Raw genomic sequence first — 6,954 nt, 5'->3', positions numbered from 1 at the left:
CGTCGCTCGCGCGCGTGCGCGCGGACCTCGACGCGGCGGCGGGCGCGCGGACGGAGGACGTGCTCGCGGCGGGCTGCGAGCTCGTCGCGGGGGACTACTGGTCGGTGTGGCCGACGGTGTGGCACGCCGCCCTCGTCGCGCGCGAGCGCGGGCTCGCGCGGCGCGTGTACGGCCTCACGCACCGCTCGAACCCGACCGCGCCGCTGTGGAAGGGGCGTCCCCCGGAGTCGCTCCGCATCTGCCGCCCCGCCGGCGAGGAGGAGCACGCGGAGCGATGGCTCCGCGCGTTCCACCTCTGGCCGGTCCGGGGGGTGGGACGGCAGGGGACCGTGGACGTGCTCGTCCCGGTCGGCGCTGCGAGCGCTACATCCGGAACGACGCCAGCAGCATCCCGGTGAACGTCGTGTCCTCGTAGTCGCCGCCGAAGTACGGGTTCACGCCGATCTCGGCGCCGAGCCCGAAGGTCGGCGTCACGTCGAACTTCGCGCCGGCGGCGAGCCGCATGACGAGGCCGACGGTGGAGTCGGAGGCCTTCGTCCACGTCCCGTAGTAGGGGTCGCGCTCCTTCACGGACATGTTGGCGAAGTACAGGCCGAGGCCGGCGTCGCCGTAGAGGCCGAAGCGCGGCGCCACGTCGAACCCGAACCGCGCGGCGGGCACGAGCTTGAAGAGGTTCATGCCCCACTCCCACCCGTAGTAGGAGTCGGAGAAGCGCGAGTACCCGAGCGACAGCACGAGCGAGAGGTTCGTGTTCGGGCCGAGGTGGGTCGGCAGCATCTCCAGGTCGCCGCGGAGCGCGAGGCCGGTGTTGCCGTCGCCGTCCTCGAAGCCGAGGAGGACGTTGGCGTTGGTGAGCCCGCTCGAGCTGCGGGCGCCGCGGCCCTGAGCGAGCGCGGCGGGGGCGAGGAGCAGCAGCGCCAGCGCGGCCGCGGTGCGGATCACGTTCTTCATGAGTCTTCCTCCAGGAAGCTGCGCGCCAAAAGCGGCGCGGGCGCGCATGTTAGCGGCGGTCCCGCCGCACGGAAAGGGCGCGAGCGGCAGGGCGTGTGCGCGGAGGCGGGGCGGTGTGCGGCGCGCTCGCTGCCGCCTCCGGGTCAGGCCGGCGTGCCGCCCGCGGACTCGGAGGACAGCACGTCGCGCTGGTGGAGGGGCGCGAGACGCTGCAGCACGAGGAGCCCGGGGATCGCGAGCGCCATGCAGGAGGCGAAGAAGAGGGGGTAGCCGAGCCGCTCGGCGAGGACGCCGCTCGGGATCCCGGAGAGCGTCCGCCCGAAGCCGAAGAGGCTCGAGAGGAGCGCGTACTGCGTGGCGCTGTAGCGCTTGTCGCAGACGCGGAGGATGAGCGCGAGCAGGGCGGCCGTGCCCATCCCCTGCGAGGCGTACTCCGCCGCGATCCCGACGTAGGTCCAGCCGCGCGCCGCCGCCGAGATGGGCTCGAGGGTGGCGCAGAGCGCCACGTCGAGGGGAGCGGCGCGGGCGGCGGCGGCGAGCGCGTAGAAGCCGATCGCGCCCGCCTGGGCGAAGCCGAACGCCCACAGCGCCCGGCCCAGGCCGAGGCGCGACATGAGCGCGGCGCCGAGGCCGGTCCCCGCGATGGTCGCGGCCGTGCCGATGATCTTCACGGCGAGGCCGATCTCGGCGTTCGAGAAGCACATGTCCTTCAGGAACGGGTTCACCATCGTGCCGGCGGCGTTGTCGCCGAACTTGTAGAGCACGAGGAACGCGGCCACGGTGAGCGCCTGCGGGCGGCCGAAGTAGGTCCGGAAGGGCTCGACGATCGCCGCCTTGAGCGAGCGCGGCGCGGCGGCCGGCCGCACGGGGGGGTCGGCCCAGAGCGTCAGCGCGATGGAGGCGAGGAACAGGCCGCCGAGCAGGGCGAACACCACCGGCCAGGGGAGCCACTGCGCCGAGAAGATCGCGAGCGCGCCCGCCACGAGCATGCCGATCCGGTACCACATGACCCGCAGGCCGCTCGCGGGCCCCTGCTCGTCCGGCTCGAGCACCTCGACCGAGTAGGCGTCGAGCGCGATGTCCTGGGTGGCGGACGCGATGGTGATGAACAGCGCGATCGCGCCGAGCACCGCCGCGGCGCTCGCCGCGATCGCGATGCGGCCGGTGGCCGGATCGCGCTCCAGCGCGAAGCCCGCGTAGGCCGCGAACGCGAAGAGCCCGAGGGCGAGCGCGATCTGGGCCAGCACGATCCAGCTCCGCCGCCGGTCCGGGCGGGGCAGCGCGTAGCGGTCCACGAGCGGCGCCCACAGGAACTTGAGGCTCCACGGGAGCGACACCGCGGAGAGGATCCCGATCGTCTTCAGATCGACGCCGGCGCTCCGGAGGAAGATCTGGAAGGTGTTGAAGACGAACCCCAGCGGCATGCCCGAGGCGAGCATGAGCGCCCCGAGCACCTGGACGCGCTTCGACTTGAGGACGTTGGCCAAGGCCGGACGAGACTAGACGCGGGCCGTCCCCGGCACAAGCCGGCCCGACGCCGCCAGCGGGCCCGTGCCGGCCAGCGGAGCGGGGCGTGGCGCCGACGCCCATCCCGCCCGCGCTCGACCGCGCCCCCGCACCGGGGAGCGCCGCTCACGACACCGGCCGCACCGCGCGGCGGAACTCCTCGACCGGGCGCGTGTTGAGGACCTGGCCACGCCGGACCCATCCGCGCCGCGCGACGGTCACCGCGTTCCCGAGGAACCCGAGGTTCTGGACCGAGTGCGCGTCCACCGAGAGGACCACCGGGATCCCGCGCGCGGTGGCCGCCCGCAGCCAGCGCGGCTCGAGCTCGAGCCGGCGCGGATCGCCGTTCACCTCCACGGCGCCGCGCGAGGCGGCGAGGGCGTCGAGCACCTCGTCGACGCGGCAGGCGAACGAGGGCCGATCGAGGAGGAGCCGCCCGAGCGCGTGGCCCCAGATCTTGAACACCGGGAGGGACATGCAGCGCACCAGCCGCCGCGTCATGGCGTCCTCGTCCATCTTCATCCGCGAGTGGACGCTCGCCACGACGACGTCGAGCTGCTCGAGGATGCGATCCGGGAAGTCGAGCGCGCCGTCCTCCAGGATGTCCGACTCCGTCCCCCGCAGGAGCCGCACCTTCACCTTCTCCTGCACGCGCGCGATCTCGTCCCACTGGCGCCGCAGCCGGTCCGGGTCGAGCCCGCCCGCGTAGGAGGCGGTCGGCGAGTGGTCGGTGATGGTGAGGTACTCCATGCCGAGCGCCTCCGCGGCGCGCGCCATCTCCTCGACCGAGGCGCGGCCGTCCGACCAGGTGGTGTGGCAGTGGACCATGCCGCGCACGTCCTCGAGGCGGATGAGATCGACCGGGAGCGCGCCTGCGCGCGCCGCCTCGATCTCGCCGGTGTCCTCCCGCAGCTCGGGCGGGACGGGCTGCAGCCCGAGCGCCGCGTACAGCTCCGCCTCGCTCGCGATGGGCACCTTCGCCGCCGGGTCGGGCCGCCCCTCCTGCGCGGCCCCCGCGCTCGCCGCGCCCGGCGGGAGGCGGTGGAGCCCCCACTCGCTCAGCGTGAACCCGCGCTCGCGCGCGATGCCGCGCAGCTTCACGTGGTGCGGCTTCGAGCCGGTGAAGTGGTGCAGCAGGGTGGCGAAGTCCTCCGGGGGGACGACGCGGAGATCGACCTGCAGCCCCGACGCCAGCTCGACGCTCGTCTTGGTGCCACCGCGCGCGATCGTCCGCGCGACGAGGGGGTAGGCGACGAGGCGCGCGGCGAGCGCGGCGGCATCGCGCGACGCGGCCACCACGTCCAGATCTCCGACGGTCTCCTTGCCCCGCCGGGTCGAGCCGGCGAGCGCGACCTCCTCCGCGGCGGGGTCGGCGCGCAGGTGCGCGAGGAGCGCCGCCCCGGCGGCGAGCGCGTCGACGAGCAGGACCTGCCGCTCGGCCGCGCGCGCTCGCATGCGCCCGAGCCCCTCGAGGATCCTGTCCTCCGTCTTCTCGCCGAAGCCCTTCACCGTCCGGACCCGGCCGTCGCGGCAGGCCGCCTCGAGCTCGGCGACGGTGCCGATCCCGAGGGCCGCGTGCAGGGCGGCGATCTTCTTCGGTCCCAGGTCGGGTACCTGGAGGAGCTCGAGGATGCCGGGCGGGTGCTTCGCCCGCAGCCGCTCGAGCAGCTCGAGCCGCCCGGTGCGGTGCAGCTCCGCGATCTTCTTCGCGAGCGCCTCCCCGATGCCGGGGACCTCGGTGAGGCGCCCCGCCTCGACGCGCGCCCCGAGATCCTCGAGCGCCTCCACGGCGCGCGCGCCGTTCTCGTAGGCGCGGACCTTGAACGGGTTCTCACCCTCCAGCTCGAGGAGCGTCCCGAGCTCGCGCAGCGACCGCGCGATGGCGAACTTGTCGAGCATGGGGCGCGTTATATAGGAGCCGGCCCGCCATGCCGCCGCTCCGCGTCCTCTCCGTCCTCCTCGCCGCGCTAGCCGTGACGTCCGGTGGCTGCAGCGGCGCGCGCCGCCGGGGCGCCGCGCTGCGCCCGCCCGAGGTGCTCGTCGAGGTCCTGCCGCGCTCCGCCCGGGTGGAGCTGGATGGGCGGCCGCTCGGCCCGGGCGGCGGGGCGGTGGTCCCGGACGCTGCGCCCGAGCCGCACGTGCTGCGGATCGAGGCCGACGGCTACGAGCCCGAGGAGCGGGTGCTCGCGGCGGACAGCCTCGAAGGCGCGCGCATCGCGGCCGCGCTCCGCCCGCGCGGCTTCGGCGCCGTGCGCGCCCTGGACTACGACGACGCTCCGGCGCTGGCGGCGGCGGCCGCCTGGCTCGCGGAGGAGGGCGACCCGCGGGACGCCGCCGAGTACGCCGAGCGCGCCATCTCCGTCGACCCGGGGGTCGCGGTCGCGCACCGCGCCCTCGGCGACGCCCGCGCGCGGGCGGGGGACGCAGCGGCGGCGGTGGCGGCCTGGGCGGAGTACCTGCGCCGCGCGCCCGACGCGCCGGACGGGCCAGCGGTCGAGCGACGGATGGAGGCGGCCCGCGCGGACGTGCGCGTTCCGTAAGGAGCGGCGCCTGCGCGAGCGCTGCCGCGGCCATCCGGAGGAGGGAGCATGGGACACGAGGAGCACAGGCACGAGGCGCCCCGCACGCTGCGGATCTTCGTCGTCACCGCGTCAGACACGCGCGGCGAGGCGGAGGACGGGAGCGGCGCGTTCCTCAAAGCGGCGGTGGCCCAGGCCGGGCACGTCCTCGCGGGCTACCGGATCGTGCGGGACGAGCCGGCGCAGCTCCGCGCCGCGCTGGAGGAGGCGGTGCGCGCCGGGGCGGACGCCGTCGTGGTGAACGGCGGGACGGGCATCGCCGCGCGCGACCGGACCTACGAGGCCGTCGCGGGGCTGCTCGAGAAGCGCCTCGACGGGTTCGGCGAGCTCTTCCGGATGCTCTCGTACGCGGAGATCGGCTCGGCCGCGATGCTCTCCCGCGCCGTGGCCGGCGTGTGGGGAGGGCGGGCCGTGTTCTCGGTGCCCGGCTCTCTCGCGGCCGTGCGCCTCGCCTGGGAGAAGCTCATCGGGCCCGAGATCGGCCACGTGCTGCGCGAGATCCGCAAGGACGCGGGACGCGTGTAGCGCCCGGAGCCTCGCGCCCCTGCCTCGCGGTCGCGTCTGCCGGGGAGGCGTCTCGGGGTGGGCCGATATCGGCTCGTGTGCCGATTTCTCGCACATGCACATACCCGCTGTTAAGATCGCGGGCATGCAGACACCGGTGCGGATCCTGGTGGTCGACGACGCCGAGCCCGTGCGGCAGATCCTCGTCCAGACGTTGAGGGCGCTCGGCTTCGAGCCGCTCCAGGCCGACTCGGGACCCGCCGCGCTCCGGCTGGCGCTCGCCGTGCAGCCCGCCGTCGCGATCGTGGATCAGTGGATGCCCGAGATGACCGGTGCGGAGCTGATCCTCCGCCTGCACGCCTCGCCGGATCCGCGAGTCCGCGCCATGACCGTCATCGGTCTCTCGGGGCGTCCGGGTAGCGAGCGTGATCTCCTCGCCGCCGGGGCCCTCACGTTCCTCCCGAAGCCCTTCCGCGTCGCCCAGCTCGTCGCCGCGCTGCGGGTCGCGATGGAACCCGCGCTCCCCGCGCCCACCTCGTCCGCCGCTTGAGCCGAGCCCCCCAAGGGCGGCTCATCCCGAGCGCCTCAGGGGCCCCCTCGGAGCCGATCGCTCGAGTCTCGCCCACCGCGCTCGAGCCGTGGGGCGAGCGGCCCATGGCCATCACGCGTCGAGCGTCCCGCCCCCGCGGTCCAGCAGCCCGGCCATGAGCTGGACCCGCCGCTCGGCGCGCCGCCGCGCGCCGGGCTCGAGCGTCCGATCCCGTGCAACCCGGACCTCGATTCGCAGCTCGCCGACGCGTCGGTTCCGCGCGCACTCCCGCCCGTCGAGCCAGGTCCTCATCCGCTGATTCATCCCGTCACCTCCGTTCGGCCTGCGACCCTGAACGGAATAGCAGGGGGCTCTGACAGCCAGGGGGCGGGCGGGCCCGAGCCGCGCTAAGTCCCGCTACCGATGACGCGACGGCCACGCACCCTGTCGCCCGCCCGCGCCGCGGCGCTCCGCCCCCTGCTCGACGCCCTCGACGCCGCGCTCGACCGGCGGGCCCGGCTGGCCGCGGATCCGGTGGAGCTGCCGAGGCGCTACGCGGATCCCGCCGACGCGGAGGTCGCCGCGCTGTTCGCGGCGAGCCTCGCCTACGGCCGGGCCGACGTGTTCAAGCCGGTCGTGGAGCGGGTGCTCGCGGCGATGGGCCCCTCGCCGGCGGCGTTCGTCCGCGAGTTCGCGCGGTCGCCCGACCCGTCCTTCTTCGCGGGCGCGGTCTACCGGTTCAACCGTCCGCCCGACCTCGCCGCCCTCGCGGCGGCGGTGGGCGACCTGCGCGCGCGCCACGGCTCGCTCGGCGCGCGCTTCGCGGCGCTCCTCCGCGCGTCCCGCGGCGGCGACGGCGCGCTCCGCGACGCGCTCGCGCGCTTC

Annotated in this window: 8 protein-coding genes and 1 pseudogene; 5 read left to right on the top strand and 4 right to left on the bottom strand. The window is 75.3% G+C overall.

From position 1 onward, the window contains the following. Positions 1–398 (top strand): annotated as a pseudogene (locus tag MNZ29_RS23105) (hypothetical protein); the annotation flags it as partial. Here the strand turns inward: MNZ29_RS23105 and MNZ29_RS23100 are convergent. From MNZ29_RS23100 to polX, 3 genes are all read right to left on the bottom strand, one after another. Further along, positions 364–951 carry an outer membrane beta-barrel protein gene (locus tag MNZ29_RS23100; protein WP_242340376.1) on the bottom strand — a complete coding sequence of 196 codons (588 nt, stop codon included), beginning with the start codon at positions 949–951 and terminating at the stop codon, positions 364–366. The pseudogene MNZ29_RS23105 and the gene MNZ29_RS23100 overlap by 35 nt on opposite strands. A gap of 143 nt (positions 952–1,094) precedes the next feature. Then, complete coding sequence (locus tag MNZ29_RS23095) at positions 1,095–2,438, bottom strand: MFS transporter (RefSeq protein WP_242340375.1); 1,344 nt, start codon at positions 2,436–2,438, stop codon at positions 1,095–1,097. 145 nt (positions 2,439–2,583) lie between these two features. Beyond that, positions 2,584–4,356: a DNA polymerase/3'-5' exonuclease PolX gene (gene polX, locus MNZ29_RS23090; protein WP_242340374.1), complete on the bottom strand. Its 1,773-nt coding sequence runs from the start codon at positions 4,354–4,356 to the stop codon at positions 2,584–2,586. Positions 4,357–4,385: 29 nt separating this feature from the next. On the opposite strand from polX, the gene MNZ29_RS23085 reads away from it, so the two are divergent. The 3 genes from MNZ29_RS23085 to MNZ29_RS23075 all read left to right on the top strand — a co-directional run bounded on the left by MNZ29_RS23085 (position 4,386) and on the right by MNZ29_RS23075 (position 6,090). Further along, positions 4,386–4,997: a hypothetical protein gene (locus MNZ29_RS23085; RefSeq protein ID WP_242340373.1), complete on the top strand. Its 612-nt coding sequence runs from the start codon at positions 4,386–4,388 to the stop codon at positions 4,995–4,997. 48 nt (positions 4,998–5,045) lie between these two features. Continuing rightward, entirely contained in the window at positions 5,046–5,561 is a 516-nt protein-coding gene (locus MNZ29_RS23080) for a molybdenum cofactor biosynthesis protein B (protein ID WP_242340372.1), read from the top strand. A 124-nt stretch (positions 5,562–5,685) separates the two neighbouring features. Then, positions 5,686–6,090, top strand: coding sequence for a two-component system response regulator (locus MNZ29_RS23075; RefSeq protein WP_242340371.1), 405 nt, complete (start codon positions 5,686–5,688; stop codon positions 6,088–6,090). Between the two features lie 111 nt (positions 6,091–6,201). Here MNZ29_RS23075 and MNZ29_RS23070 read toward each other — a convergent pair whose 3' ends face one another. Then, complete coding sequence (locus tag MNZ29_RS23070) at positions 6,202–6,381, bottom strand: hypothetical protein (protein ID WP_242356943.1); 180 nt, start codon at positions 6,379–6,381, stop codon at positions 6,202–6,204. Between the two features lie 111 nt (positions 6,382–6,492). Here MNZ29_RS23070 and MNZ29_RS23065 point away from each other — a divergent pair. Beyond that, a partial coding sequence (locus MNZ29_RS23065) for a DUF2400 family protein (RefSeq protein ID WP_242356941.1) occupies positions 6,493–6,954 on the top strand: 462 nt, incomplete at its 3' end.

This window comes from Anaeromyxobacter sp. SG64, from assembly GCF_022690745.1.
GTDB classification, from domain to species: Bacteria; Myxococcota; Myxococcia; order Myxococcales; family Anaeromyxobacteraceae; genus Anaeromyxobacter; species Anaeromyxobacter soli.
Note: the sequence above shows the minus strand (reverse complement) of the source record. Positions and strands in the feature narration are given on the sequence as shown.

Bases quoted from the DNA above. Each gene is read 5' to 3' on its own strand.
- MNZ29_RS23100 (WP_242340376.1), bottom strand. From the start codon at position 951: ATGAAGAACGTGATCCGCACCGCGGCCGCGCTGGCGCTGCTGCTCCTC.
- polX (WP_242340374.1), bottom strand. From the start codon at position 4,356: ATGCTCGACAAGTTCGCCATCGCGCGGTCGCTGCGCGAGCTCGGGACG.
- MNZ29_RS23085 (WP_242340373.1), top strand. From the start codon at position 4,386: ATGCCGCCGCTCCGCGTCCTCTCCGTCCTCCTCGCCGCGCTAGCCGTG.
- MNZ29_RS23080 (WP_242340372.1), top strand. From the start codon at position 5,046: ATGGGACACGAGGAGCACAGGCACGAGGCGCCCCGCACGCTGCGGATC.
- MNZ29_RS23075 (WP_242340371.1), top strand. From the start codon at position 5,686: ATGCAGACACCGGTGCGGATCCTGGTGGTCGACGACGCCGAGCCCGTG.
- MNZ29_RS23070 (WP_242356943.1), bottom strand. From the start codon at position 6,381: ATGAGGACCTGGCTCGACGGGCGGGAGTGCGCGCGGAACCGACGCGTC.